22 protein-coding genes and 1 pseudogene are annotated in these 24,176 nt (G+C 73.3%); 12 read left to right on the forward strand and 11 right to left on the reverse strand.

Annotated features, from left to right (window positions below; all coding sequences use genetic code 11):
- Positions 1 to 131 precede the first annotated feature (131 nt).
- Positions 132 to 851: pseudogene (locus AB0M79_RS13640) on the reverse strand (MerR family transcriptional regulator); the annotation flags it as partial.
- A 230-nt stretch (positions 852 to 1,081) separates the two neighbouring features.
- Between AB0M79_RS13640 and AB0M79_RS13645 the strand changes: the two are divergent.
- Together AB0M79_RS13645 and AB0M79_RS13650 are read left to right on the forward strand one after the other, a co-directional pair.
- Positions 1,082 to 1,774: a CBS domain-containing protein gene (locus AB0M79_RS13645; protein ID WP_364212216.1), complete on the forward strand. Its 693-nt coding sequence runs from the start codon at positions 1,082 to 1,084 to the stop codon at positions 1,772 to 1,774.
- A gap of 41 nt (positions 1,775 to 1,815) precedes the next feature.
- The gene (locus AB0M79_RS13650) at positions 1,816 to 2,394 is read left to right on the forward strand and encodes a dienelactone hydrolase family protein (RefSeq protein WP_364212219.1); all 579 of its coding nucleotides are present in this window, start codon (positions 1,816 to 1,818) and stop codon (positions 2,392 to 2,394) included.
- 100 nt (positions 2,395 to 2,494) lie between these two features.
- Here the strand turns inward: AB0M79_RS13650 and AB0M79_RS13655 are convergent, their stop codons facing one another.
- A complete protein-coding gene (locus AB0M79_RS13655; RefSeq protein WP_364212222.1) occupies positions 2,495 to 3,262 on the reverse strand; it encodes a TetR/AcrR family transcriptional regulator C-terminal domain-containing protein in 768 nt (255 codons plus the stop codon).
- A gap of 62 nt (positions 3,263 to 3,324) precedes the next feature.
- On the opposite strand from AB0M79_RS13655, the gene AB0M79_RS13660 reads away from it, so the two are divergent.
- Positions 3,325 to 4,257: an ATP-binding cassette domain-containing protein gene (locus AB0M79_RS13660; RefSeq protein WP_364212225.1), complete on the forward strand. Its 933-nt coding sequence runs from the start codon at positions 3,325 to 3,327 to the stop codon at positions 4,255 to 4,257.
- Entirely contained in the window at positions 4,254 to 5,021 is a 768-nt protein-coding gene (locus AB0M79_RS13665; RefSeq protein WP_364212228.1) for an ABC transporter permease, read from the forward strand. The genes AB0M79_RS13660 and AB0M79_RS13665 overlap by 4 nt, the downstream gene beginning before the upstream one ends.
- Before the next feature lie 10 nt (positions 5,022 to 5,031).
- On the opposite strand, the gene AB0M79_RS13670 is transcribed toward AB0M79_RS13665, so the two are convergent.
- Positions 5,032 to 5,982: a DMT family transporter gene (locus AB0M79_RS13670; RefSeq protein ID WP_364212231.1), complete on the reverse strand. Its 951-nt coding sequence runs from the start codon at positions 5,980 to 5,982 to the stop codon at positions 5,032 to 5,034.
- Positions 5,983 to 6,048: 66 nt separating this feature from the next.
- Here AB0M79_RS13670 and AB0M79_RS13675 point away from each other — a divergent pair, with 66 nt between their 5' ends.
- The 8 genes from AB0M79_RS13675 (at position 6,049) to AB0M79_RS13710 (ending at position 15,688) form a co-directional block, all read left to right on the forward strand.
- Positions 6,049 to 6,933 carry a LysR substrate-binding domain-containing protein gene (locus AB0M79_RS13675; protein ID WP_364212234.1) on the forward strand — a complete coding sequence of 295 codons (885 nt, stop codon included), beginning with the start codon at positions 6,049 to 6,051 and terminating at the stop codon, positions 6,931 to 6,933.
- A gap of 121 nt (positions 6,934 to 7,054) precedes the next feature.
- Positions 7,055 to 7,384 (forward strand): hypothetical protein, encoded by a 330-nt coding sequence (locus tag AB0M79_RS13680; RefSeq protein ID WP_364212237.1) that lies wholly within the window; start codon positions 7,055 to 7,057, stop codon positions 7,382 to 7,384.
- Positions 7,385 to 7,558: 174 nt separating this feature from the next.
- Positions 7,559 to 8,065 (forward strand): hypothetical protein, encoded by a 507-nt coding sequence (locus AB0M79_RS13685; protein ID WP_364212240.1) that lies wholly within the window; start codon positions 7,559 to 7,561, stop codon positions 8,063 to 8,065.
- Positions 8,065 to 9,462 (forward strand): hypothetical protein, encoded by a 1,398-nt coding sequence (locus AB0M79_RS13690; RefSeq protein WP_364212243.1) that lies wholly within the window; start codon positions 8,065 to 8,067, stop codon positions 9,460 to 9,462. The genes AB0M79_RS13685 and AB0M79_RS13690 overlap by 1 nt, the downstream gene beginning before the upstream one ends.
- Positions 9,459 to 10,874, forward strand: a complete 1,416-nt coding sequence (locus AB0M79_RS13695; RefSeq protein ID WP_364212246.1) for a VWA domain-containing protein — start codon at positions 9,459 to 9,461, stop codon at positions 10,872 to 10,874. The genes AB0M79_RS13690 and AB0M79_RS13695 overlap by 4 nt, the downstream gene beginning before the upstream one ends.
- 13 nt (positions 10,875 to 10,887) lie before the next feature.
- Positions 10,888 to 12,000 carry an AAA family ATPase gene (locus AB0M79_RS13700; protein ID WP_364212249.1) on the forward strand — a complete coding sequence of 371 codons (1,113 nt, stop codon included), beginning with the start codon at positions 10,888 to 10,890 and terminating at the stop codon, positions 11,998 to 12,000.
- Positions 11,997 to 14,810, forward strand: a complete 2,814-nt coding sequence (locus AB0M79_RS13705; protein WP_364212252.1) for a DUF5682 family protein — start codon at positions 11,997 to 11,999, stop codon at positions 14,808 to 14,810. The genes AB0M79_RS13700 and AB0M79_RS13705 overlap by 4 nt, the downstream gene beginning before the upstream one ends.
- A gap of 59 nt (positions 14,811 to 14,869) precedes the next feature.
- Complete coding sequence (locus AB0M79_RS13710; protein ID WP_364212255.1) at positions 14,870 to 15,688, forward strand: hypothetical protein; 819 nt, start codon at positions 14,870 to 14,872, stop codon at positions 15,686 to 15,688.
- An 8-nt stretch (positions 15,689 to 15,696) separates the two neighbouring features.
- Here the strand turns inward: AB0M79_RS13710 and AB0M79_RS13715 are convergent, their stop codons facing one another.
- From AB0M79_RS13715 to AB0M79_RS13750, 8 genes are all read right to left on the reverse strand, one after another.
- A complete protein-coding gene (locus AB0M79_RS13715; RefSeq protein ID WP_364212258.1) occupies positions 15,697 to 16,248 on the reverse strand; it encodes a GNAT family N-acetyltransferase in 552 nt (183 codons plus the stop codon).
- Positions 16,249 to 16,313: 65 nt separating this feature from the next.
- A complete protein-coding gene (locus AB0M79_RS13720; protein ID WP_364212261.1) occupies positions 16,314 to 17,078 on the reverse strand; it encodes an SDR family oxidoreductase in 765 nt (254 codons plus the stop codon).
- 18 nt (positions 17,079 to 17,096) lie between these two features.
- The gene (locus AB0M79_RS13725) at positions 17,097 to 17,939 is read right to left on the reverse strand and encodes a fumarylacetoacetate hydrolase family protein (RefSeq protein ID WP_364212264.1); all 843 of its coding nucleotides are present in this window, start codon (positions 17,937 to 17,939) and stop codon (positions 17,097 to 17,099) included.
- A 25-nt stretch (positions 17,940 to 17,964) separates the two neighbouring features.
- The gene (locus AB0M79_RS13730; protein WP_364212267.1) at positions 17,965 to 18,942 is read right to left on the reverse strand and encodes an aldo/keto reductase; all 978 of its coding nucleotides are present in this window, start codon (positions 18,940 to 18,942) and stop codon (positions 17,965 to 17,967) included.
- 208 nt (positions 18,943 to 19,150) lie between these two features.
- Positions 19,151 to 20,554, reverse strand: coding sequence for an endo-1,4-beta-xylanase (locus AB0M79_RS13735; protein ID WP_364212270.1), 1,404 nt, complete (start codon positions 20,552 to 20,554; stop codon positions 19,151 to 19,153).
- 509 nt (positions 20,555 to 21,063) lie between these two features.
- On the reverse strand, positions 21,064 to 22,521 hold the full coding sequence (locus tag AB0M79_RS13740; RefSeq protein WP_364212273.1) for a PepSY domain-containing protein: 1,458 nt from the start codon (positions 22,519 to 22,521) through the stop codon (positions 21,064 to 21,066).
- Between the two features lie 161 nt (positions 22,522 to 22,682).
- Positions 22,683 to 22,946 (reverse strand): hypothetical protein, encoded by a 264-nt coding sequence (locus AB0M79_RS13745; RefSeq protein ID WP_364212276.1) that lies wholly within the window; start codon positions 22,944 to 22,946, stop codon positions 22,683 to 22,685.
- Between the two features lie 288 nt (positions 22,947 to 23,234).
- On the reverse strand, positions 23,235 to 23,978 hold the full coding sequence (locus AB0M79_RS13750) for a sugar phosphate isomerase/epimerase (protein WP_357539833.1): 744 nt from the start codon (positions 23,976 to 23,978) through the stop codon (positions 23,235 to 23,237).
- Positions 23,979 to 24,176 lie beyond the last annotated feature (198 nt).

Consider the following 24,176-nt stretch of genomic DNA (forward strand, 5'->3'; position numbering starts at 1 on the left):
TCTAGGACGCGTCCCGGGGCCCGGCGGGCGGTGACCGTGCCGCCCGTCCGGCGCCCCCCCGGGTAGTCCCGCCAGCGCTTCGTCGGCAGGCAGCCGAACTGGCCGTCAAGGCCGGCGCACCGGATAGCTGATCAGCAAGCCGGTAGGGCGGACGCGCGCAGTGCCGCGGCCAGCCACTCGAACGGGAACCGCTCCGGCGGCACGTCGTTCACGGCGGCGACCAGCGCCATGTACCGGTCGAACGGTCCTTCCGGCTGCGGCGGCGTGCGGTCCCACTCCGCGCCCGCCAGCATGTGGTCGGCGGTCCGCATCCGGAACTCGGGCGTGTCCGGCATCCCGGGGCTGTCCGGTGTCGCGAAGATGCCGGTCAGCCACCCGATCCACCGGTCGGCGATCTCCCGCCCCCGCGGCGAGTCCGGCGGCACCCGCTCCCGCGCCGCGCCCATCGCCGCCGGGCCGATCGGCGTGGCCGCCTCCAGGCTGTCCAGCATCGGCGACCGGGTCATCAGCGACCCGGCCCCGGTCGTGCACACCTCGTACAGCTCACGGCGCACGGCCTGCCGGACCTCGGTGTCCCGGACCAGCTCGGCCAGCTCGATCCACGCCTCCAACTGGACCGCGGTGGGATGTTCGGGCAGCTGCGGCCGGGCCGCCCGCCACCACTGGACCATCCGCTCCGGCGGCTGCCAGCCGGTGGTGACCTCGGTCCAGAACTCGTCGATCAGCCGGTCGCGCTCCTCGTCCGGCATGCCGGCCATCTTGTGCATCAGCGTGACCTGCCCGGCCGTGGAGTCCTGCCGCAGGATGGCCGACAGCACCGCGCGACGGCTGCGCAGCCGTGCCTCCCGCCGTGCCGACGCCCACTATGCGATCTCAAGCGGCTTGAGATACAAGCCCCTGTCGGCCGCCACCAACTCCCACACCCAGGAGGGCACCGCCTGACGCGCTGAAGGCCGTACTCGCCGACCGGCCCTGAGCCGCCGTCCAGGGACCAAGGTCCCCACCGGTCCCGGACCCGTTCCCCTGCCCCGGCCCGAACAGCACGAATACCCTCGTGGAAGGACGGCTGAGGAGGTACGTGATGAGGACGTGGACCGTCGACGACGTGATGACGACCGATGTGCTGACCGTCGGCGAGTCGGCGCCGTACCGGGAGATCGTCGACCTGATGACCGGGCGGCGGGTGAGTGCCGTACCGGTCGTCGACGAGTTCCGGCGGGTGCTCGGCGTGATCTCCGAGGCCGACCTGCTCCACAAGGTGGAACTGACCGGCGAGAGTCCCGGCTGGCGGATCTTCGAGGGACGGCGCCGGCACGACGCCCGGGTCAAGGCCGCCGGCATGATCGCGTACGAGCTGATGACCACGCCGGCGGTGACGGTCCCGGCCGGGACGCCGCTCGCCGCCGCCGCCCGGCGCATGAGCCGGGAGAACGTCAAGCGGCTGCCGGTCACCGACGACCTCGGCCGGCTGGTCGGCATCGTCTCGCGGAGCGACCTGCTCAAGGTGCACCTGCGCCCCGACGGGGACATCCAGCGCGACATCGTGCGGGAGGTGGTCGAGCGGGTCCTGACCGCACAGGAGGGCACCCTGGAGGTGACGGTGACCGACGGGATGGTCGAACTCGCCGGGCGGCTCGACCGGCGCAGCTCGGCCGAGATCGCGGGCCGGCTGGCGGCGCGGGTGCCGGGCGTGGTCGACGTCGTCGCCGACGACCTGACGTACGACTTCGACGACGTGGATCCGGCGCCGTCCACGTCGGCCGCCGCCGGCTGAGCGGACCCCGGCGCGGCCGGCGGTCTGGCAGGATCGGCCGCATGGCCGAGGTACTGCTGTTCCACCACGCGCAGGGGCTGACGTCCGGCGTACGCGACTTCGCCGACGTGCTGCGGCAGGCGGGTCACACCGTCCACCTCCCCGACCTGTACGACGGCGAGGTCTTCGACACCCTCGAGGACGGGGTGGCCCACGCCGGAAAGGTCGGCTTCGGCGCGCTCGCCGAGCGCGGCCGGCTCGTCGCCGAGGGACTGCCCCGGGAACTCGTGTACGTCGGGCTCTCCCTCGGCGTGGTGCCCGCCCAGATGCTGGCCCAGACCCGGTCCGGGGCCCGGGGTGCGCAACTGCTGCACGCCTGCATACCGACGTCGGAGTTCGGCGGCGGGTGGCCGGCCGGCGTACCGGTCCAGGTGCACGGCATGGACGACGACCCGTACTTCGCCGGGGAGGGCGACATCGACGCCGCCCGCGCCCTCGTCGCCGAGGCCGACGCCGGGGAGCTGTTCCTCTACCCCGGAGAACGGCACCTGTTCACCGACAACAGCCTCGACGCGTACGACGAAGAGGCCGCCGCACTGGTGACCCGACGGGTGCTCGGCTTCCTGGCCGGCGTCCGCTGACCGACGCGCGGCCCGCCAGGGCACCTGTGATCATCTGCTGCCCGGCAGTTCGACACGCCGTACGGACAACAGCGGAACAGCTGACGATCACCACGCACCGCTACTCGCGAAGGGCGCGGCGGCGTCTGGCCTCGACGCCGTCGAGGATGACGTCGATCGCGAGCGCGAAGTCGGTGTCGTCGAAGGACTCCCCGCCGTCGGCGGGATTCTCGCTCTCCAGGATCGCCCGGAGCCGGGGGAACTCGTCGTGCCGGTCCGCGACGCGCAGGCGCTCCGCGAGGTAGGCGTTGACCTCGGGGGCGGTCCGGGCGCCCGCCGGTAGCGACTCGGCGAGGCCGGCGCCGAGTTCGGCGTCCGACCGGACGTAGGTCCACAGGAGGGTCAGCACGGTGACGGCCTCGCCGCCGGGCAGTTCCGATCCTTCGAGGCAGCCGAGGCCGGCCTCCATCCACCGCACGTAGGAGGGCATCAGCGCTTCGCCGGTGATCGGCAGCGACGAGAGCCAGGGGTGGGACCGGTAGGTGTCGCGCATCGCGGCGACCCAGGCGTGGGTGCGCCCCCGCCAGCTCTCCGCCGCCAGTCGCGGTGGGCGCCCGAGCGCGGCGTCGGCGGCGAGGACGAGCAGGTCCTCCCGGGACTGGACGTAGCGGTACATGGACATGGTGCCGCCGCCGAGCGTCTTGGCGACGCGGCTCATGGTGATCGCCTCGACCCCGTGTGCGTCGCCGAGCGCGACCGCGGTGTTCAGGATCTGATCAAGGCTCCACCGGGGCTTGGGCCCCTTCGTGGTGTTCTGCGCGATGCCCCAGGCGGACAGGAGAGCGGGGGGCAGGCCGCGCAGTGGCCCCTCGGAAGCTGTCGACGACACGAGACCGATCTTACTGCGTAACCATTACGCATCCGTACTGCGTAGGGGTTACGCTGTCTGGCATGACAGTCGAACACTCCTCCTCCACCGCGCTCCGGCCACCGGCGACACCACCGGCACTGGCCGTGACCGGCATCCGCAAGAGCTACGGCGGCCACGACGTCCTGCGGGACGTGACCTTCACCGTGCCGAGCGGACAGGTCTTCGCGATGCTCGGCCCGAACGGCGCCGGGAAGACGACCCTGATCCGCGTCCTGACGACCCTGATCCGGCCGGACGGCGGCACCGCCCACATCCTGGGCCGGGACGTGGTGACCGAGGCTTCCGAGGTACGCCGGCTGATCAGCGTCACCGGGCAGTACGCCTCGGTCGACGAGGAACTCACCGGCCGGGAGAACCTCGTCATGATCGCCCGCCTGCTCGGCCGGAGCAGGCGGGACGCCGAGGCCCGGGCCCGGGAACTGCTCGACGGGTTCGACCTCACCGACGCCGCGGACCGCCGGGCCGGCCGGTACTCCGGCGGCATGCGCCGCCGGCTGGACCTCGCCGCCGGTCTCGTCGACGAGCCGCCGGTGATCTTCCTGGACGAACCGACCACCGGCATGGACACCCGTAGCCGCCAGGCGCTCTGGACGACCATCACCCGGCTCGCCGCGGCGGGCCGGACCGTCTTCCTCACCACGCAGTACCTGGAGGAGGCGGACACGCTCGCCGACCGGATCGCCGTGCTCGACGGCGGCCGGATCGTCGCCTCGGGAACCGCGGCGGACCTCAAGCGACGCGTCGGTCGGGAGTGGGTCGAACTCACCCTGCCGGACGGCGACGTCCGCCGCGAGAGCACCGACGGCAGCCCCGACCGCCTGCGCGAGATCCTCAACCGCTACCACGACGAGGGACAGGCCGTGGCCAGGGCGGCGATCCGCACACCCAGCCTCGACGACGTCTTCCTCACCCTCACCGGACACCCCGTCGACCGCGAGGACGGCCGAGCATGAGCACCCTGCCGCTGTACACCGAACTGGTCTTCACCCGGCGCAGCATCGTCCACTCGCTGCGCAATCTCGACAGCCTCGTCACCGCCGTCGTCGCGCCCGTCGCGATCATGATCCTGTTCGTCACCGTCTTCGGCTCCGCCCTCGAGGGCGCCGCCGGTGGCCCGTACACCGACTACGTCACCCCGGGCGTGATGCTGCTGTGCGCCGGCTTCGGAGCCGCGCTGACCGCGACCTCCGTCCACGCCGACGTCACCAAGGGGGTGATCGAGCGGTTGCGCACCATGCCCGTACGGGCCTCCGGGGTGATCTTCGGTCACGTCTTCGCCAGCGTCCTGCGCAACCTCGTCTCCACCACGGTCGTCGTCCTCGTCGCCCTCGCCCTCGGCTTCCGCCCGCGCGCGTCGTTCGTGGAGTGGCTCGGCATCGTCGTCCTGCTCGCCGGGTACATCCTGGTGCTGACCCTCGTCGCCGCGGCCTGGGGACTGGCGGCCCGCTCGGTGGACTCGGCCGGGATGTTCAGCTTCGTCGCACTGTTCCTGCCCTACCTCTCCACCGCGTTCGTACCGGTGGAGAGCCTCCCGGCCTATCTTCGGGGGTTCGCCGAACACCAGCCGGTCACGGTCGCGATCGAGACGCTGCGCGGCTTCGCGGCCGGCAGCCCGGACGCCGGTGACGTGCTCGCCAGCACGATCTGGCTCGGGTCGATCGGCGCCGTCGCGACCGTCCTGACGGTACGGCTCTTCGCGCGCACCGGCCGGAGGTAGGCCCGGCACCTCACCGTGCCGGAGTCCGGCCGGGCCGGCTCCGGCTGGTGAGGATGCCGAGGATCACCAGGGCCGCGCCGACGGGTCCGTTCCAGTGCAACGGCTCGCCGAGCACGACGATGCCGAGGCTGACCCCCACGACCGGGGTGAGGTAGGTGACGGTGGAGGCGAGGGTCGCACCCCACGCCTGGATGATCCGGGTGTTCCAGACGTAGGCGACGCCGGTACCGATCCCGCCGAGTACGACCATGCTGGCGACGACCGGGACGGACCACCGCACCGGCGTGGCGCCGGCGAACGGGACCAGGGCGGCGGTGACGACCGCCGCGACGGTGACCTGCGCGGCGGCGATCGTCGTCGGGTCGTACGGGGTGCCGCGCAAGAACCGTCGACTGTAGACGAAGGCGAGTCCGTAGCAGGTGGTCGCGGCCAGGCACGCCGCCTGGGCGAGCAGGGACCGGGTTCCGGCGCCGCCGGTGGGCGCGGTCCACGGCGCCGCCACGAGCAGGACCCCGGCCGCCGCGACGACGAGCCCGGCCGTACGGGTCCGGGTGAGCCGTTCGTCGGGCAGGACGGCGAGCGAGACCAGGAGGGTGGTGATCGGGGTGGTGGCGTTGTAGATGCTCGACAGGCCGGACGGGATGTGCTGCCCGGCCCAGGCGAAGAGCAGGAACGGGGCGACGCACAACAGCAGCGCGATCACCGTCAGATGTCCCCACACCCGCACCCCGCGCGGCCAGCGGCGCCGCGCGGCGAGCATCGGCACGGCCAGGACCGCGGCGCCGCACGCGAGGCGGCCGAACACGACCTGCACCGGCGACAGCCCGTCGAGGGCGACCCTGATGAACAGGAAGCTGGCGCCCCACACCAGCGCCAGCAGCGTGAACCGCACCGCCACGAGCCGGTTCCCGGCACCGTCCATCCGCTCCTCCTCCCCGTGCCCGGGTCCACGTTCGGGCACCGCCGTAGGATGAGGCAAACAGATCTGCTTCATGAGTCGATCTGTTCTCCTCATGGAGGTCGGGCAGTGCCGACGTTGCGTCAGCTACGGGTGTTCGTCGCCGTCGTCGACACCGGCGGGTTCGCCGCCGCCGGTGCCGCGCTCGGCACCAGCCAGTCGTCGGTGTCGCACAGCCTCGCCACCCTGGAGTCGCAGGTGGGCGCGGCGCTCGTGCACCGCGCCCCGGTCGCCGTGACGACGCACGGTGCCCGCCTTTTGCCGTACGCCCGCGCGACGCTGGCCGCCGCCGACGCGTTCGACGCCGCGACGCCGGCCCGTACCCCGACCACCGGCACGATCCGGCTCGCGGTGACCCCGACCGCCGGGCACCGCCTCGTCCCAGATCTCCTCACCCTCTGGCACACCCACGCGCCCGGCATCCGGGTACGGCTGCTGGAAGGTGACGACGTCGAGGTCGCCGAATGGCTGGCGACCGGGGCGGCCGACGCGGCCGTCCTCGTCGACGCGCCGGCCGGCACCGGGCCGGTGGTCGCCCGCGACGAGTTCCGCGCCGTCACCCGTACCGACCACCCGCTCGCCGGCACCGCCGCGATCCCGCTCGCCGACCTCGCCGAGGACCCGCTGCTGGTCTCCACCGCCGGCTGCGAACCCCAGATCCGGGAACTCCACCGGCGGGCCGGCCTGCCCTACCGGCCGACCCAGCGGGTACGCGACCTGACGACATTGATGGCGATGGTCGACGCCGGCCTCGGCGTCACGCTCATGCCCACCCTCGCCGGGCCGATGCTCCCGGCCGGGCTGGCCATGACCCCGCTGACCGACACCCTGCGCCGTGTCCTCACCCTGGGTGCCCCGGCCACCCGCCCCCGCCACCCGCTGGTCGGAAGGCTCCTCGACCTCACCGCCGAGCACCGGTCGCCCGACGGACCGGCCGGGCCGGTGCCGGCCTGACGCGGGCGTCCGGCCGCCCGTGGATTCGGCGACGCGGTGACGTGAAAGTCGACAGAATTACTTGCGCACTCAACCAAACTGGGTCACGATTCGACGGTAGTCGATACCAAGGAGGAGTCGCATGAATCGGACGCGAGCGAGGATCGGCGCCGTACTGGCCACGGCCGCGGTCATGGCCGCCGGGCTCGGGACGGCGGCCGCACCCGCCTCGGCCCAGCCGTCCGGCCTCGCCTTCTACAGCAGTTACCCGTTCACCACCCCGGTCGTGCACCTGCCCACCCCGACCGGCGAATGCACGCCACTGCCCGCGACGGCCATCGGCCACGTCGGCTGGAGCGGCTTCACCAACGTCGTCATGTACCGGACCGCCGACTGCACCGGATACGAGACCAACACCGGAACGCTGCGCACCTACGACGCCGGACGCTTCCAGAGCTTCCGCGCCTACTGACCACCACGCCGGGACGGGTGCGGGCACTGCCCCCACCCGTCCCGGCGCGTTTCCGGGGCGGCGGCGCGCTGTCGTACCCGTGGTCCATGATCTCTCCCGTACGGCGGCGCCGGGGCGGCCCGGCGCCGGCATCGTCGTGGCCGGCGCCGGTTGCCGGCGGGGTGGGAGGTCGTAGTGGCGGACGTGGACCGGGCCGCGTGGCGGCGACGCAGCGCGCTACGGGTGGTGCCGCCCGCGCGGCCCCGGAAGCTGGCCAAGGTGCCCTTCGTCGAACTGGCCGACGGCCGGCTGCAGGGCGTGGTGTCCAGCGGCTCTGACATCGAGCGGGTCTACGTCTCGTCGGTGACCTCCGGCAGCCACGCCTACCACTGCAGCACCAACAACAACCGGCCGTGCGGCGGCCTGCGCGGCGCCCCCTGCAAGCACCTGCACGCGCTCGCCGACGAGGCCGTCCTCCAGTACGGCATCGACCGGGTCGCCCGCTACCTGCGGGTGGAGGTCGAAGCCGGGGTGGACACCGGCACCGGGCTGCTGCGCCGGCTGGACGCGCGGCACGAGCCGACCCCGGCCGCCGTGGTGTTCAGCCGCTTCCTGCGCCACCTGGCCTACCTGGAACTGCCCGGCAGCACGGCACCCCTGCCCGAACTGCACTGGTTCCCGGCGACCGGGACGGCCCGCTGATGCTGGGCACCCAACTCGCCGTCCTCTGCGACGGCACCCCGGCCGGCCTGACCGACGCTCTCGACGTCGTCGCCGGATTCGACGAGGCCCTGACCGACGGCTTCGCCCGGGTGGGCGAGCCGGGCGCCGCCGCACTGGCCGCCGTGGCCGGCGCACTCTCGGCGACCCCGCTCGGCGACCGGGTGGCCGAGGCCGTGGACAAGATGACCGCCGGTTCGGTGGCGCGTGAGCATCTCGTCACGCTCGCCGGAGCGCGTACGGCGCTGCTCGGCGCGGCCCACGACGCCCTGCTGGGGCGGTTCGACACCGCCGTGGCCCGGGACCGGGCGGCCTGGGCCTCCACGGCGAGCCGGCCACCGGAGGAGCACCCGCTCGACGGCGCCCGCGCCTGGCTGCACGAGGTGGCGGTCACCGGCTGGCGGGGCGTCGACCACGAACTGCTGGCGACCGCCGGGGCACAGGTCGAGACACTGTTGCCGGTGCCCGCGCTGCGCCGCCTCGCGGTCCTGCTCGACGGGCTGGCCGCCGAACTGCGGGCCAGCGTCCCGATCGGCACGATGCCGCGGGTGCCGACCCGCCGCTGGGCCGACCTGTGGACCCGCGGCACGCTGCTCGCCCACGTCCCGCCGGCCGACACCGGGTCGGCCGCCGCCGAACGGGTCACCGGGCGGCTGCTGCCGCTCGGTGCCGACGTACACGAGCACGACACGGCGGTGCAGGTCCAGGTGCACGGGATCCTCGAACCCGCCGACGGTTCGCCACCAAGACTGGTCCGCACCGCGGTCGGTGCCGCGAAGGTCGACACGATCGTCGGACCGGCGGTGTGGCAACTGCTCCAGGCCCACCCCGTACTGCTGGCCGCCCTGGCGCACCGGCGCGGCCTCACCGTCACCGACCTGCCGGTCAGCGGCGGCGACCTGCTCTGGCAGGACGACCTGGTCGCGCTCGACGAGCCGGCCGACCCGTTCGCCACCGCCCGGGTGCTGCTGCCCACCGCCGTCGCGGCGGCCACCGCACCGCTGGACCGGCACCCGGTCGGCATCGCCGAGCCGGTGCTGCTGGAGGGCTACGCCGTACGCGACGACGACGGGTCGCTCAGCCTCGAACTCGACGGCCACCGGATCGCCGTCGCGGTCGACCGGCTGCCGTCGTGCGGCCCGCTCACCGCCGAACTGGTCGCCTCCTCGTCCGCCTGCCTCGGCCTGGTGAGGTGGGACGACGGGTGGCTCGTCCAGCCGCTGGCGGTGCAGGCCACGGTGAAGCGCCGTACGGTGGCCGCGCACAACGGCGACTGGGCCGAGGGCGTCACCGACCCCAAGGTGGCCAAGGCCGAGGCCAGGTCGGGCGATGTCGTGGCGGTACTGCGCGAACGCGCGGGAAGGCTGCTGCGGAAGTGACCGGCCCCGACACCACCCACGACCACTCCGACGAGAACCGCCGCCAGGTGCTCTACTGGCGGCTGCTGGCCCGGCTCTTCGACCCCGACGAGCAGCCCGCCCTGGAAACGGCGAGCGTCGCCGTCGTCGACGACCTCGGCCTGCCGGCCGCGCTGCTCGACCCGGCGGTCTCGGTCGACAACGTCGTCCAGCGCTTCCCGGCACTCGCCGACGAACTGCGCGGCCTGCTGGCACCGGCCGAGGCCGACGCGCCGGCCGGAGCCGGGGCCCCGACGGACCCGGCGGACCCCACGGACCCGGCGGACCCCACGGACCCGGCGGCCGGAGCCGGCGAGCCGGAGCCGGTCGGCCGCGACGAGGTACGCCGCGCCGCCCTGGTGTCGAAGCTGCTGCTCAACGTCTTCGCGACCGGTTCCGGCGCGGTCACCGCCGGCCAGCTCGCCGGCTGGCAGTCCGACGCCGGCTGGTTCGAGCAGGCGCTCGGCTTCGGGCCGGGCGAGCTACGCCGGCAGGGCGGCAGCGGGCTGGGCGGCACGCTGGCCGGCCTGGAGGGTGACCTCGTCCGGCGGATGCGCCTGCGCGAGGTGCTGGCCGACCCGGCCCTGGCCAGCCGACTGACCCCCAGCATGTCGCTGATCGAGCAACTGCTGCGCGACAAGGCCAACCTGTCCGGGGTGGCCCTGGCCAACGCCAAGGCCCTGATCCGCCGTTTCGTCGACGAGGTCGCCGAGGTGCTGCGTACGCAGGTCGAGCAGACCAGCGTCGGCACCATCGACCGGTCGGTGCCACCGAAGCGGGTGTTCCGCAACCTCGACCTCGACCGGACCATCTGGCAGAACCTGACCAACTGGAGCCCGGACGACGAGCGCCTCTACGTCGACCGGCTCTACTACCGGCAGACCGCCCGGCGCACCACACCGGCCCGGCTGATCGTGGTGGTCGACCAGTCCGGTTCGATGGTCGACTCGATGGTCAACTGCACCATCCTGGCGTCGATCTTCGCCGGACTGCCCAAGGTGGACGTACACCTGATCGCGTACGACACCCGGGCGCTGGACCTGACGCCGTGGGTGCACGACCCGTTCGAGGTGCTGCTGCGCACCAACCTCGGCGGCGGCAACGACGGCCCGGTGGCGATGGCGATGGCCCGCCCCAAGATCGTCGAGCCGCGCAACACGGTCATGGTGTGGATCTCGGACTTCTACGAGTTCGGCCGCTCCCAGCCGCTGTTCGACGGCATCGAGGCGGTGCACCGCTCCGGCGTCCGGTTCATCCCGGTCGGTTCGGTCAACAGCTCGGGCCAGCAGAGCGTCAACCCCTGGTTCCGCCAGCGTTTCAAGGACCTGGGCACCCCGGTCGTCTCCGGCCACATCCGCAAACTCGTCTTCGAGCTCAAGAGCTTCCTCACCTAGGAGAACCCCGCAAATGACCGAGATGCTGCGCGCCCCCGCCGAGGTCAAGTACGCCGACGAACTCGACTGGCTGGAGTCGGTCGACACCGACCCCAAGCCGTTCTCGTGGCGGCTGAGCCCGCGGATGGTCCGGCTGTTCGTCCTGGGCTCCGAACGCGCCGACGGCCTCGACCGGGAGATCCCGCAGAAGTGGTTCGGCGACCGCAGCTTCGTCGAGCGGAGCATCGTGACCCTGGCGTCCGACCGCGGCCTGCTGCTGATCGGCGATCCCGGCACCGGCAAGAGCTGGCTCGCCGAACTGCTCGCCGCCGCGATCTGCCGCAACTCGACCCTGGTCGTGCAGGGCACCGCCGGGACGACCGAGGACCACATCAAGTACTCGTGGAACGTGTCGATGGTCATCGCCAAGGGACAGTCCCGGCAGTCGATGATCCCGTCGCCGATCATGACGGCGATGGAGCAGGGCGTCGTCGGCCGGTTCGAGGAGCTGACCCGGTCCACCAGCGACGTGCAGGACGCCCTCATCTCGATCCTGTCGGAGAAATACGTCTCGATCCCCGAACTCGACCACGACAACATCGTCTTCGCCAAGCCGGGCTTCTCGATCATCGCGACCGCGAACAGCCGCGACCGGGGCGTCAACGACCTCTCCTCGGCGCTCAAGCGGCGGTTCAACTTCGTCCGCATCCCGGTGGTGACCAACAAGCGCAGCGAGGCGGAGATCGTCCGGTTCCGTACCGAGGAACTGCTGCGCCGGCACCGCATCGAGTTGGAGGTGCCGCCGACCCTGCTCGACATCCTGTTGCAGAGCTTCGCCGACCTGCGCGCCGCCGCGGCGTCGGCGACCAGCGACGACGAGAAGCTGGAGTCGGCGCTGTCGACCGCCGAGCAGATCGGGGTGCTGGAGGACGCCATCCTGCACAGCCAGTTCTTCGGCGACCGCACCCTGCGGGCGGCGACCCTGGCCGGGTCGCTGATGGGGTCGCTGGCCCGACGCAGCCCGGAAGACCTCGCCATCCTCAACAAATACCTGCACGGGGTCGTGGAGCCGCGCGCCAAGCAGGACGGTGACACCTGGGGCGACTTCCTCGACGGCGGCCGCCAGGCGATCGCCGCCCTGTCGTGACCGCGCCCGCCACGACCGGCCCGTTCGGTGCGCTGCGTGAGCAGCTCACCGACGCGGCCGCCACCTTCGCCGGCTCACCGGACGCGCTGAACGGCATCCTCGCCGGCATCGTCGACGACGTCGACCGGGCGCTGGGCGAGCCGCTGGAGATCTTCCCGGTCTGCCACCACTCCCCGGCCTCCGCGCTGGCGATGGTCCGCCGGCTGCGGGAGAAACGGCCCCGGGTCATCTACCTGGAACTCTGCGAAGACCTCCAGCCGCTGCTCGGGGAACTGCGCAACTGCCGGCTGCCGGTGGCGTTGCAGGCGTTCGCGTCCGAACTCGACGGCTTCCCGGCCGAGTGGGGTCCGCTCAGCGTGGTCGCGCCGGTCACCGAGGCGTCGGCGGAATACCAGGCGATCGCGTACGCGCTGGAGACCCCCGGGGTCGAACTGGTGCTGGTGGACCGCTCCACCGACCACATCTTCCAGTGGCTGCCCCGGCCACCGGGATCGGCGCCGACCGACGCGCCGGCCGGGACGGCCACGGAGGCGGAGGAGGACGCCGCCCTGCACGGCGACGCGGTCGGGGTGGAGATCGGCGACCTGCGCCCCGGCTTCGCCGACCTGGAGACCTACCTGCTGCACCACGGCAAGGTGCGGCACTGGTCGGAGTGGTGGGACCAGTACGTCGAACAGCCGCTCGTCGACGCCGACCACGACACCTACCGGCAGGTGATGGTGCTGATCGGCAGCCTGTTCCGGCGGCTGCGGCCGGCCCGGTCCGACCGGCTGGACCGCGACGAGGACCGGGAGCGCTACATGTGGACCCGGATGCGGCAGCACCTGGCCGCGTCCGGTGCCGACCCGGCCGACTGCCTCTACGTCTGCGGCGCCTTCCACGCCGCCAGCCGGGTCGAGCAGTTCGGGCTCGCCGCCGACGCACCGGCCTACGAGATCACCCCACGGACCGGCACCCGCTGGCGGTACGGGCTCATCCCGTCCAGCCACTCCGCGATCGAGGCGCAGTTCGGGCTGGCCTCCGGGTCGGTGTCGGTCGCCTCGGCGACCTGGACCAAGGCGGTCGGCCGGTCCCGGCTCGTCCCGTTCCGCCTCGACGGGCAGCGCGGCGGCCGGCGGACGACCGCCCGGGGTGGTGGCTCCGCCGCCGCACCGGCGCCGGCCGGGCCGGTCACCGACCGGCTCAGCGGCTTCCTGGCCGAGCCGCCGCCGCTCGGTGGCCTCGACGAGGCGGAACTGCGCGGCTGGTGCGTCGACATCGTCCGGCTGGCCCGCCGCAACGGCTATCTGGCCAGCACCGCCGACGCGATCGCGGTCTTCGAGACGTCGATCCTGCTCGCCAACCTGCGCGGCCGGCCCCGGCCGACCCCGTACGACTTCGCCGACGCCGCCGTCACCTGCATCGAGAAGGACGTCGTGCCGGGCCGGCGGGACGTCCGCCGGCTGTGCGAGATCCTGCTCGGCGGCGACCGGATCGGGCAGGTCGGCTACGACGCCCTGCCACCACTGGCCCGCGACGTCGTCGACCGGCTCCGACCGCTCGGCATCGACCCGGAGAAACGTACGGTCCAGCGGGTCCTGCTGGACCTGCGGGCCGATCCCCGGCTGGCCCCCTGTTCGGACCTGCTCTGGATGCTGCGGCACCTGCTGCCGCCCGACGCGGCCCGTCCGATCATGGGCGAGCGCCGGTTGGGGCACCGGTCGATCCAGGAGAGCTGGGACGTGGCACTCGGTCGCAACCAGCGGGCGCTGATCGAGCTGGGCTACGAGGGGGTGACCGTCGAGCAGGTGCTGGAGCAGCGGCTGCGCCGCGCCGTACGCGGTCCGGACGCGACGGCGGCGGTCGCGCTCGAGGCCGTCGAGAACGCCGTACGGCTGCTCGACAGCCCCCGCCTGGTCGACGACCTGGGGGCGCGGGCGGTCGACCTGCTCGCCGCCGAGCGCACCGTCGACGACGCCCCCGAGGTCCTGCGCCGCATCCGCCGGCTGCTGGGCCACTACCGCACCACCGGGTCGGCGCTGCCGGGCTGGTGCGAGTCGTTCGTGACCGTCGGCTACGCGCACTACTGCACGCTGCTGCCGACCGCGTTCGTCGACGAGCAGACCGGGGTCCGTCAGGTCGGCGCGATGCTGGGCTTCCTGTTCGGCATGGAGAGCCTGGCGCTGTCGCTGGGCTGCGACCGGTCACAGCTCGAACTCGCCGTCGCGCAGTCGCATCCCGAGACGCCGGCCAAGGTCGCCCTGCTGTGGGCGGCCCGGCACCAACTGGGCCTGCTGCCGCTGGCCGAGCTGCGCGAGCGGTGTGCCGGCCTGCTCGGCAACCCGCTGGTGGTGCCGGCCTTCCCGCAGTATCTCGCCGGGTTCGTGCAGGCGCTGGAGCCGGTTCCAGGGCTCACGCCGTTCGTGGTCGAGGTGCTGTCGTCGGCGTTCGCCCGGCTGCCCGACCCGGTGCTGCTGCCCTGGCTGCCGACGCTCATCACCACCCTGCGCGAGCAGGGCCCGGAGCTGGTGCCGCTGCTGGTACGGGAGGCGGGACGGACGTTCCCCGGCAGCCTGCCGGCGCTGGACGCCTGGCTGCCGCCGTGGCTGGCGCCGGCACCGGTCCTGGCCGGTGCCGGGGCGGCCGTCGCGGCGGGGCCGGTCACCGACCTGCTCGCCGGGCACCCCGAGACCGTCGACGCGGTCGCGGCGCTGCTCGGCTGCACCGGCGGGTGGCGGGACGCGGGACCGACCACCCCGGCCGGGCTGGCGACGCTGCTCGCCGCCCACCCGGAGACGGCCGTCGCGGTGGCCGACCTGCTCACTAGTTGATCCATTGTGGCCGAACGGGCGGGTCCGGGCACGTCGCCGGACCCGCACCGTCGCGCGGTATGACCGCCGACGAGGTACGCCCGGCCCGCCCCACGCAGGTGGCCGCCGCGTTCTGGCTCCTGCTCGCCACCGCGGTCCTGCTGCTCGGCATCGTCGGGATGACCGTCGCGCACGCCGTGTGGTTCGACGGGGAGATCTCCCGGGTCGCCGCGCTGGTGCCCGACGCCGATCCCGACGAGGTGAGTGGGGAGCGGTTCGGCAACGTCCTGAGTGCGGTGGTCATTGGCCTGCCGACGCTGGTCCTGGCGGTCTGGCTGGCCGCGACCGCGGTGCCGGTGCTGCGGGGCAGCAACGTCGGACGGATCCTCGTCTTCGTCGCCGGTGGTGCGCAGTTGGCGGTCTGCGGGCTTCAGGGGTGTTCCGGTCTGCTGTTCCTGCCGCTGCTGGTCGCGATCGACGACGTCGGCTACGTCGAGGAGGGCGCCGTCGACGGTCCGGACGGGCTGTGGGAGGAGTCGGAGTTCCTCGCGACCCTGTATGCCGAACCGATCCCGTTCGGCGACCTCTCCTTCCTGGCCACCGGGGTCGGCACCGTGCTGGTGCTCACGCTCACGGGTGCGGTGGTGCTGCTGCTGGCACTGCCTCCCGCGCACCGCTACTTCGTGCCGCGCCCGGCGCGGCAACCGGCACCGCCGCCGGTACCGGCCTGGCCGGTCCACCCCGGCGGCTACGCGGTGCCGATGCCGCACCTGGTCTGCCCCGATCCCTCGGCCCACTTCCCGCCGACCACGGACAAACCGGCGTCCGCTCCCCCGCCCGGCGGTACGAACGCGCCGTCATCCACTTCGGACCCCGGAGGGTCCGCCACCGGTTCGTAGGCGACGTCTCACGTCGCCGCGTGTTCCCGCGGCGGGAGAAGAGTGGCCGATTCCAGCCGGAGACAGATGTAGTTGGCGTCGTCCGGCCCGGGTCGGAACCCACCGTCGGGCCGCCAGCCGTGTCGGGCGTAGAACGCCCGCGCCCGCGTGTTCCGCTCCCAGACCTCGAGCAGACCTGCCGGCAGTGCGGCGTCTTCCAGATATCGCACGAAGGTGGCGTGCAGAATGCCGCCGACGCCCCTTCCCCAGCTGTCGGGGCGCACCTGGATCTGGTAGAGCTGGCTCGCCGTGCCGGCGTCGACCTCGGGCGACAGCGGAGGCCCCATCGCGGCGATTCCGACAATGTCGCCGTCGGCAACGGCACACACCGCCCTTTGGTCAGGCCCCTGTATGGCCGACGTCCATCCGGTCCGCCGATCCCGCTCCGTCTCGGGATTCGGGGCGGCCTCGAGGGCGAGTCCGCCGGCCCGGTAATAGGCCGTACGCGCTTTCGCGTGCACGTCGAGAATGCGATCCAGGTCGGCAAGGGTCGCCTCCCGTACCGAGATTGGTCCGTCCATGCCCGCACTCTCCTGTCGTACGTCGACCGCTGCCACGACCACGCGCCGCTCCGCGCGGCCGGGGTTCAGTCGGGGCGCGACGGAGGGGCCAGCCGCAGGCCGTACAGGCCGCAGTCGACCGCGAGCGAGGTGCCGGTCACCGCGCCGCTGTCCGGCGACGCCAGGTAGACGACGGCGGCGGCCACCTCCGGCGCGGTGACCAGCCGGCCGGTGGGCTGGCGGGCGGCGAGCCGGATCTTCTCGGCGACCGGGTCGTCGGCGTCGGCGAGCAGCCGGGCGACCCACGGGGTGTCGACGGTGCCGGGGGCGACGCAGTTGACCCGGATCCCCTCGCCGACCAGGTCGGCGGCGAGGGCGAGGGTCATGGCGTGGACGGCGCCCTTGGACGCCGAGTAGAGCACCCGTCGGGGCAGGCCGGCGCCGGCCGCGATCGACGACATGTTGACGATCGCCGCGGCCCGGGACCGGCGCAGGTGGGGCAGGGTGACGGCGGTGGTCCGGGCGATGCCGGTGACGTTGACGTCGAGCACCCGGGCCCACTGCGCGTCGTCGTTGTCCTCGACGGTGCCGACGGCGGAGATGCCGGCGTTGTTGACCAGGATGTCGATCCCGCCGTACGCGTCGGCGACCGACGCGACCGCGGCGGCGAGGGAGGCACGGTCGGCGACGTCGGCGCGTACGGGGTGGACGCGGGGGTCGGTGGGGGCGCCGGCCGGATCGAGGTCGAGCACGCCGACCCGGGCGCCGGCGGCCAGCAGCGCCTCGACGCAGGCCCGGCCGATTCCGGAGCCGCCGCCGGTGACCACCGCGACCAGGCCGTCACACCGCACCGGAACCTCCGGTGCCGTTCATCGGGCGCCATCCAGCGGAGAACGCTGCCGGCCGAGGCCGTCGATGGCGATCTCCATGACGTCGCCGGGCTTCAGGTACGGGAACCGGCCGGACAGCGCGACGCCCTCCGGCGTGCCGGTGTTGATCAGGTCGCCGGGGTCGAGGACGGTGAACTGGGACAGGTGCCAGATCAGGTACGCCACGTCGAAGATCATGTCTTTGGTCGTGGAGTCCTGCCGGGGTTCGCCGTTGACCCACGAGCGCAGCCACAGTGCCTGCGGGTCGGCGATCTCGTCGGGGGTGACCAGCCACGGTCCGAGCGGCTGGAAGGTCTCGCACGACTTGCCCTTCGACCACTGCCCGCCGGAGCGGGCGAGCTGGAAGTCGCGCTCCGACACGTCGTTGGACAGCACGAACCCGGCGACGTGGGCGAGCGCGTCGGCGGGCGAGTCGAGGTAGCGGGCCCGCCGGCCGATGACGACGCCCAGCTCGACCTCCCAGTCGGTCCTGGTCGAACCGGGCGGGACGAGCACCGTGTCGTACGGCCCGACCACGGTGTTCGGCGCCTTGTAGAAGACGATCGGTTCGGTGGGCGGCTCGGCGCCGGACTCGGCGGCGTGGGCCGCGTAGTTCTGGCCGACGCACAGGACGACGCCGGGGCGGGTGATCGGTGGGCCGATCCGTTGCCCGGTGACGTCGATCCCGGGCAGGCCGGTCGCCCCGGCGACCCGGCGGGGTCCGTCGGTGGCGAAGAACTCCGGGTCGATGTCGGCGGTCAGCGCCGACAGGTCGTAGTGCCGGTCACCGGCGTACAGCACGGGTTTCTCCGCGCCCGCCGGGCCGACCCGCATGAGCTTCACTGACCAACCTCCAGGGGGTTCCGGTTCACGGGGTGGGTACGTCGGCGGGCAGCAGGCCGGTCCGCTTCAGGTCGACCCAGAACGCGCCGGGGATCTCCCACCCGAACATGGCGACGGCGTCGGCGACCTCGTCGGGGCTGCGGGCGCCGACGACGACGCTGGTCACCGCCGGGTGGCCGAGCGGGAACCGGATCGCCGCCGCCCGCAGCGGCACCCGGTGCCGCCGGCAGACGTCGCGCAGCGCGAGCGCCCGGTCGACCAGGTCCGGCGGGGCCGGCGCGTAGTCGTAGGGGGCGCCGGGCCGGGGGTCGGCGAGCAGGCCGGAGTTGTAGACGCCGGCGGCGAGGACCGCGACGCCCCGCTCGTGGCACAGCGGCAGCAGTTCGGCCAGCCCGGACTGGTCGAGCAGGGTGTAGCGGCCGGCGAGCAGGACGCAGTCGAGGTCGGTGGCCCGGACGAGGTCGGCCAGCATCGGGGCCTGGTTCATGCCGGCGCCGACCGCGCCGACGGCGCCGCGTTCGCGCAGCTCGGCCAGGGCCGGATAGGCACCGGCGACGGCTTCGGTGAAGTGCTGGTCGGGGTCGTGGGTGTGGGCGATGTCGATCCGGTCCAGGCCGAGCCGGTCCAGGCTCTCGGCGTACGACCGCATCGTCCCGGCGTACGAGAAGTCGAAGACCGGGTCGAGGCCGGTCGGTTCGGCCCAGAACGGCTGTTCGGCGGTCCCGCCGGACACGAGCCGGCGGCCGACCTTGGTCGAGATGGCGAACTCGGCGCGGGGCCGGCCGGACAGGGCCGCCCCGGCGCGGCGTTCGGAGCGGCCGGCGCCGTAGAGCGGCGCGGTGTCGAACAGGCGCAGGCCGTGCTCCCACGCCGTGTCGACGGTGGCCCGGGCGACGTCGTCGCCGACGGGGGTGAAGAGCCCGCCGATCGGGGCGAGCCCGAGTCCGAGCCGGGTCACCCGTACATCGGTGTGCCCCAGCCTGACCCGGTCGGTCGCCCTCATCGGCCGCCCCGGTGCGGGGCCTCGTGTCGCACGGTGTTCGCTCCTGGTCGCCGGCTCGGGCAAGGGGAATCCCCACGGGAAACAGCTCGCTAGTGTCTACTTCGAACCGACGGCTCGGGTCAAGGGGCGACGTCGGCCGGACGGCCGCCGGGCACGGCGCGGGCCGGCGGGGAGCGGCTGGCCGCTCCCCGCCGGCCCGGCCGGCCGGTCAGCCGGCGGTGCAGGTCGGGGTCATCCCCGTCCCGCTGCCGGTGCCCTGGAAGCCGAACTCGGTCGACTGTCCGGCGGCGACGCGGCCGTTGTAGGCCACGTTGGCGAACCGGACGGTGCCGCTGTTGCCGCTCGCCTGGGCGTTCCAGGTGTTGGTCACCGCCGCCCCGGCGGGCAGCGTGAGGGTCACCGTCCACGAGTTCGTGCCCGACGAGCCGGCCGTGACCCGTACGGTGGCCACGAAGCCGCCGGTCCAGGAGTTGAGCGAGACCGACGCGGTGCAGCCGGCGCCGCCCGGCGGGGGCGTGGTCGGCGGCGGGGTGGTGGTCGGCGGGGTCGTCGGCGGCGGGGTGCCGCCGTTGAGCGCGGCCAGCGTGGCGTCGTACGCGGGCTTCTTGTTGCCGTTGCCGTCGAAGAGCAGCGGGGTGCCGCTGGCCCGCCACGAGTCGGTGTCGCGGATGCCCCACACGGTGATGCCGGTGCAGCGGGCGACCGCCAGGCAGTCGTTGACCACGTTGCGGTAGGTGTTGGCCTGGGCGGTGCCGGACCCCTCGATGTCGAGTTCGGTGATCTGTACGTCGACGCCGAGGGCGGCGAAGCTGGACAGCGTGGTCCGGTAGTTGCCCGGGTAGGGCGAGTTGGGGTTGAAGTGCGACTGCAGACCGACGCAGTCGATCGGCACGCCGCGGGTCTTGAAGTCGCGGACCAGGTTGTAGACCGCCTGGGTCTTGGCGTGGGTCCAGTCGTCGGTGTTGTAGTCGTTGTAGCAGAGCTTGGCGCCCGGGTCGGCGGCGCGGGCGGCGCGGAACGCGGCCTCGATCCAGTCGTTGCCGGTGCGCTGGAGGTTGGAGTCGCGGCGGGCGCCGCTGCCGCCGTCGGCGAACGCCTCGTTGACCACGTCCCAGGAGTGGATCTGTCCCCGGTAGTGGGTGGCGACCTGGGTGACGTGGTTGAGCATCGCCGCGCGCAGCGCGCTGCCCGACATGTTCTGCATCCAGCCGGGCTGCTGGGAGTGCCAGGCCAGGGTGTGGCCACGGACCTGCATGCCCCGGCCGCGGGCGTGGTTGACGATCCGGTCGGCGTTGGCGAAGGTGAACACCCCCTGTTGCGGCTCGGTCGCGTCGATCTTCATCTCGTTCTCGGGGGTGACCGAGTTGAACTCGCGGTTGAGGATCGTCACGTACGTGTTGTCGTTGAGCTTGTTGGCGGCGACGGCGGCGCCGAAGTAGCGGCCGCGTTCCGCGGCGGAGGCGCCCAGCGTCGTGGCGGCGTTGGCGGAGGTCGTGACGACCAGTGCCAGGCCGGCGGCGAGGGCGCCGACCGCGGCGACGGTGGACACGACGCGCAGTCCGCGCCTGGTAGCCGGGCGGCGCGTGCCACCCCGGTCGGAGTTGCTGTGCATGAGATGTCACCTCTCTGGCAACGATGTGGACGGAACGTCGATCCCTCCTGCCGTGGGACGGGACCGCAGGAGGGCTGTGCCGGACGGGAAGCCACCGCATGGTGGGTCGCCGGCCGGGTGCCGGGCAGGCACCGACCGGGTGTCACTCGCCGCGCGCGAACGGTTCGATCCGGACGGCCCGGGGTCACGGAATCGACGTGACTCAATCCAGATCGCCGAAAGACTAACCGAGAAATTCCGGTAGTTCAATGCACGGATGAACTGGATCAGTTTCGCCCGCGGAGCACAGGTCGCCAGGCAGGGCCGATGGTCTTCGAAGCACAGTCGACTGAAAACTTCCGGAAGTTTCGGAACGGATTTTGGCAGCACGACACGAATTTCCGGAGCCGTCAGGAAACGTCACGGCGGCGTCCGGGTGACACCCGGCGGTCGTCCGCCGGAAAACGAGGTGCGGGCCCGCTGAGCGGGCCCGCACGTCCATCCCTGCGGGGCCTCCCGGCCCCGGTGACCTACGCCGACACGGCGGCACCCGACCGGCGGCGCCGCCACGCGGCGACGACCAGGTCGACGGCGATGAAGGCGAGCAGCGGGATGCCGAACAGCGGCAGCACCCAGCCGAGCAGGAACACCACCGGCAGGCCGATCACGATCGCCCAGGTGGGAAGCTGCCACCAGGCGCCCCGGGCGACCGGTGGGGCACCGACGACCGCCCGGCGGTCGGCCCGGGTGGGCCGGCGCTGCCACCACATCCGGTAGCCCCAGAAGATCACGCAGAGCAGGCCGACGGCGAGCGCGGCGAGCAGGATCTGGTTGACCGGGCCGAACAGGAGGCCCATGTGCGCGCTGATGCCCAGGCTGCTCAGCTTCGCGAGCAGCGGCCAGTCGGCGAAGTCGCTGCGGTCCACCACGGTGCCGGCGGCGGGGTCGACGGCGACCCGGTCCAGGCGTACCGGCCACACGTTGTCGACCTGCTCCACCGTCCACGCCGACGACACGTCGGCGGGCGGGACCACCTCGACCGGGCCGGTCAGCCCGTCCGCGCGGGCGATCCGCAACACGTCGTCGATCGCGGCCGGGTCGACCGGCGGGGCGGCCGTCGGACCGCCGCCGCCGTGGTGTCCGCCGCCGGCGGCCGGCCCGTCCGCACCGCTCAGGGCGGTGGACAGCACCGGCGTACGGGCGTCGAGCGCGTCCAGCCCGGCGCCGAAGTTGGCGCCCGCGTAACGGGACCAGGTCAGTCCGGTCGCGGACAGGAACAGCAGCCCGACCACCAGCCACACACCGGTGCTGGCATGCCAGCCCCGGGTCCGGCGTACGCCCCTGCGGGCGGCCAGGTCGGGCAGCAGCAGCCGGCGTATCCGGCCCCGGGACCCACGCTGGCGGCGCCACCACAGCGCCAGCCCGCCCAGCGCCACCACCCACAGCCAGCTCGCCGCCAGCTCCGAGTAGTGCCGCCCGACCGTCCCCAGGTGCAGGTTGCGGTGCAGGTCGTCGATCCAGGTACGCACCGGCGTGTATCCGAACCAGGTGGTGAGCTGGCCCTTCACCTGCGCGGTGTACGGGTCGACGTAGACGCTGTGCTGGTCCTCCCCCAGCTCCGGCGAGGTGAACACGACCTGCGTCGTCGTCCCGCCGGCACCTGGCGCCACATAGGACAGTGTCCCCTCGGGGTGGGCGGCCCGGGCGGCGGCGACCTGCTCCGACACCGGCAGCGCGGTCCGGCCCGCCGGGTCGGCCCGCAGTTCGGTGCCGTAGACGATCGGATCCAGTTGCGGGGTGACGGTGTAGGCCAGTCCGGTCACCGCCGCCAGGACCAGGAACGGGGCGACCAGCACCCCGGCGTAGAAGTGCAGCCGCAGCAGCAGCGGGCCCAGCCCGTACGTCCGGCGCCCGGCGCCGGAACCGGCCGGCGCGGCCGGCGGCGGGGCTTCGGCCGGCCCGGCCGACCTGGCAGAGGTCAGGGACATGTGTGCTCCGATCAGGCTCACGGCCGGCACGGAGACACCGGCGCCCGCTCAGTAGTCGCGGCGCGCCCCCAGGTAGTTCCGACCATTCTCGCGGATCGATGACCGGTCGCCCCACCCGTGGCCGCCGGGCCACGGCGGGTTGGCGGGCAGTGGCGGCACCGCTACGTGGGGCCGGCGGAGGTGGCGGCGGTCGTCGCCACCGTCGGGTCCCAGCCGGACGGCAGCGGAGCGGCCGGGGTGAAGCTGCTCTTCACGGTGACGAACCCGCCGGTGTCGGCGGCCTCGGCGATCGCCGTCATCAGGTCGAGCACGTGCAGCGCCTGCTCTCCGGAGGCCCGGTGCGGGCGGTCGAGCCGGATGGCCCGGGCCATCTCCACCACGCCGATGCCCCGGCCGGACCGGTGGCCGGAGATCGGTACCGGCACCCAGTCGTCGTCCGTCGCCCGGCGCAGTCGGGGTTGCCCGTCGTAGCCGTTCGGGTCGGGCAGCGCCAGGGTGGCGGTGGTGCCGGTGATCTTCAGGAAGCCGGCGCGCGGTCGGCACGTCGGTGGCGTGCGGCACCCCGTACCGGGCGGCGACGGCGCCGGCCCGGTCGAGGTCGAGGTCGGCGCACGCGACGACCCGCAGGTCCGGGGACGTGATCAGGGTGGGCAGGTACTGGTGGCTGACGGTGCCGCAGCCGACGACGGCGACACCCACGGGTCCGTGTCCGGTCATCGCGGTGCTCCCTGCTCCAGGGCGGTCAGGTATCGGTGGCTCTCCTCGATCGCCTCGAGGACGTCGGTGGCGCAACGGTCGAGTTCGACGATCCGCCGGGCCGCCGGTGCGGCGGCGAGCGCGGCGACGACCGGGACGACCCCGGCGCCGACGGCGGTCATCGGTCCGGCCTCGGTCGCCGGGCCGTCCTTGACGTGCAGATAGCGGACCCGGTCGCCGAGCCGACCCAGGAGTTCCGGTACGTCGGCGCCGCCGGTCGCGGCCCAGTAGATGTCGACCTCGAGCAGCACCTCGGGGGCGAGCAGGTCGGCGAGGACCTCCAGGGCCGGCCGGCCGTCGATCCGGGAGGCCAGTTCCCAGTGGTGGTTGTGGTATCCGAGCCGCAGTCCGTGGTCGGCGGCGCGGACGGCGGCGGCGTTGAGGTCGCGGGCGGTCGCCTCGATCCCGGCGCGGTCGGCGAACCGCCGCGGCGGCGCCATGGGCTGGATGACGGTGTCGGTGCCGAGCACGACCGCGCCGGCGAGGACCGCGTCGCGGTCCGGTCCGAGTACGTCGCCGTGGGTGGCGCAGACGGCCAGCCCGAGCGGGTCGAGCGCGGCCCGTAGCCCGTGCGGGTCGACATGGGTGTCGAACGGCTCCACGGCCCGGTATCCGGCGTCGGCGAGCCGGCGCAGGGTGCCCGGCCGGTCGGCGGCGAGCGGTTCCCGCACGCTGTAGAGCTGGACGGCGAGGGAGGTCATGGTTTCCCTTCGGGAGGCCGGCCGACCGGCGGGCCGACCGGCGGGCCGGTCCGGGTGGTCGTCTTCACCGGGGCGGTGCGGGTGGATGCGACGCCCGCCACCCACCGTCATCGACAGACAACGATATCCGGAGAGGTCGGCCGTGTCGTGCCACGGCTCGGGCCGCAGACCCTGACCACACACCACCCGCCGCTTAGG

The organism is Polymorphospora sp. NPDC051019 (genome assembly GCF_040683055.1).
GTDB lineage: Bacteria > Actinomycetota > Actinomycetes > Mycobacteriales > Micromonosporaceae > Polymorphospora > Polymorphospora lycopeni.